General features: G+C 37.7%; 2 protein-coding genes. Both read right to left on the bottom strand.

The genetic code is table 11. From position 1 onward, the window contains the following. Nucleotides 1-56 precede the first annotated feature (56 nt). The gene (istB, locus tag HF876_RS18665; RefSeq protein ID WP_169361551.1) at nt 57-803 is read right to left on the bottom strand and encodes an IS21-like element helper ATPase IstB; all 747 of its coding nucleotides are present in this window, start codon (nt 801-803) and stop codon (nt 57-59) included. Next, complete coding sequence (gene istA / locus HF876_RS18660; protein WP_342568204.1) at nt 800-2,347, bottom strand: IS21 family transposase; 1,548 nt, start codon at nt 2,345-2,347, stop codon at nt 800-802. The genes istB and istA overlap by 4 nt, the downstream gene beginning before the upstream one ends. Nucleotides 2,348-2,423: the final 76 nt, after the last annotated feature.

Here is a 2,423-nt window from a genome sequence, read left to right as displayed (position 1 = left end):
TGTAACCGTCAAGTAGAATTGAACACTTTTTGCTAATTTAGAGTGAACACTTTTGCTTAAAACAAATTCTGTCGGTTTTTCATCCGATAACTGTCTCCATTCATATGTATTACCTCCACACGATGTAAAAGACGATCTAAAATAGCCGTAGTAATTCCTTCATCTCCCATTAATTCTCCCCATTGATCTGGACTCTTATTAGAAGTTAAGATGATGGAACTTTGTTCATAAAGATGATTGATCATTTGGAAGAACAGATTGGCCTCGCGTTGGTCCATCGCCATATACATCAAATCATCAATAATAACTAAATCAGAAGCTCTTAATCGTTTCATCTGTACCTGTGATTTATGCGCAAACTCCTCCGTTTTCAGTAGTTGAATTAATTCTCCCATTGTCACAAAGTAAACTTGATAACCTTTGTTAATCGCCTCGATGCCTAAGCCTACGGCTAAGTGTGTTTTTCCCACTCCTGGAGGACCTAATAAGATCAAATTATACTGTTGCTCCAGCCAATTTATTTCTTGTAGTTGAGTAAGTTGGCGTTCACTTAAAGAATTTTGTGCTTCAATACTAAATTCCAACAGAGTTTTCTGATAAGGGAACCGTGCCCATTTCAACCGTCTTTCCACACTCTTAGCTTCTCTTTTCTTCAATTCAAAGTGGGTAATGGCCTCTAGGAACTCTAAATAGGTCCATGAGGATTTCTCAGCTTCGCGAAGGAGCTGTGGAAGCTCCTCGGCTGTTTCGGCTAAGCGTAATAGTTTGAACTGGCTCTGAATTTCTTTTACCGTATGATTCATGAAAGTTCGCCTCCTAAAATGCTTGTGTACGTACTTAAAGGACGTGTTCCAACTGGTATATCTACTTTATGAATCAGCCGTTTCTCCTGTTCTAAGGAAAGTAATGGTTCCTGTTGAGATTGTTTTTTTAGGTAAAGTACAACGTCTTTAAAATCATTCGCACTATACAAATTTTCATTGATGCATTTCTCCAGCGCCTTATCTAACCAAGTGGAATCGTTTATTGAAACCGAACGGAAAATTTCTAAATGATCTCGACGATAACGTGGGTATTTCTCGAGCACTTTCTCTATGTACGCCTTCGCTTTTTCTTCCTCTTCAAATGTCGATAAAAGCCCCTTTTTTAAAGCCTCGATACCTTTAGATCGATCCCTACTATGATTTCTATTCTTAATAAGAATACCCTTCTCCTTGCTGATTGTATGTTTGGCAATGACTTCACGATTCTTACTACTTCTGATAACCAACTGCTTGTTATTGGAGCCTTTTACTTCAAGGAACACCTGATTATTTCCTTTTGTTTTGTAAGTACCTATCGGTACGGAGTATCGATTAGACTCAAATCTGACTGTGTTGTCCTTCATTACATTTCTTGTTATACTAGACTCATTCATACTTTCTATTGAAAGTAAGCTAGAGACCGGTTGTAAGTGTTGCTTTTCGAGGAGAAACACTTCTGCGGGTCTTTTTTTCGTTGTGTTATGCACATTGTGATTCCCAGTTCGTTCGAGCCATTGAAGTGCTCGTTCATTCCAGTCATCAATATCTTTAAAAACTCGACTATCTGCGAAGTTTCCTTTGATAAATTTAACGACATTTTCAATCATTCCTTTTGATTCAGGGTCTGCCTTACGACATAAATGAACCCTGAAATTCCGTTCTTTCACATACGATTGAAAATCGGTAGTCAGAATTAAATCACCAGCGTTCTCGCTAACCGAAAGTAAATGATCCTGATCGTATACAATTTCGTTAGGCATTCCCCCATAAAAGTGAAAGGCGTTTTCATGGCAGCGAATCGCATCTCTTGTTGTAAATGGTCGATCTTGCCATTCCATGTATTTGTGGCGTGAATGCGCCAAAACAAACGCGATAAAGTAAAGTTTTATTTCTCTTTTACTTACCGTTTTCTGCTTTGTTTCTCCCCAATCAACCTGCATCTGTTTTCCCATAGGCTGTTGTTGTATGGCCTCATACTGCCTTGTTTGTTTCGTCTTTTCAATTTGATATTTCTCTCTGACTTCTTGAACATATAATCGAACAGTACTGTCTCCAATCTCTAGGCTTGGAAACTTTTCTAATAACCAATCTTTAATCTGAGCTGCACTTAGGTGTGGATATTCCTCCAACCAGGCAACTATCCAATCTAGATGCTCATCTAATTTCTTCTTCCTTGTTTTACCTTCTTCAAATTGTTGTATCGCCTCTTCAAAGCTCATCTCCAAATATTTATACACTGTCGTTCTAGATACTTTAAACTGATTTGCAATTTGAGAAACTGTTAAGTTTCTTTTGGCTAGTTGATGAATTTCTAAATAAAGCACTAATTTTCCCTCCACTTGTCTGACCCCCAATAAACGAATATATATAGTTTACTGAAAATCTATTAGATTAGCGAAA

The sequence above is a fragment of the Psychrobacillus sp. BL-248-WT-3 genome, from assembly GCF_012843435.1.
Classification (GTDB): domain Bacteria; phylum Bacillota; class Bacilli; order Bacillales_A; family Planococcaceae; genus Psychrobacillus.
Note: the sequence above shows the minus strand (reverse complement) of the source record. Positions and strands in the feature narration are given on the sequence as shown.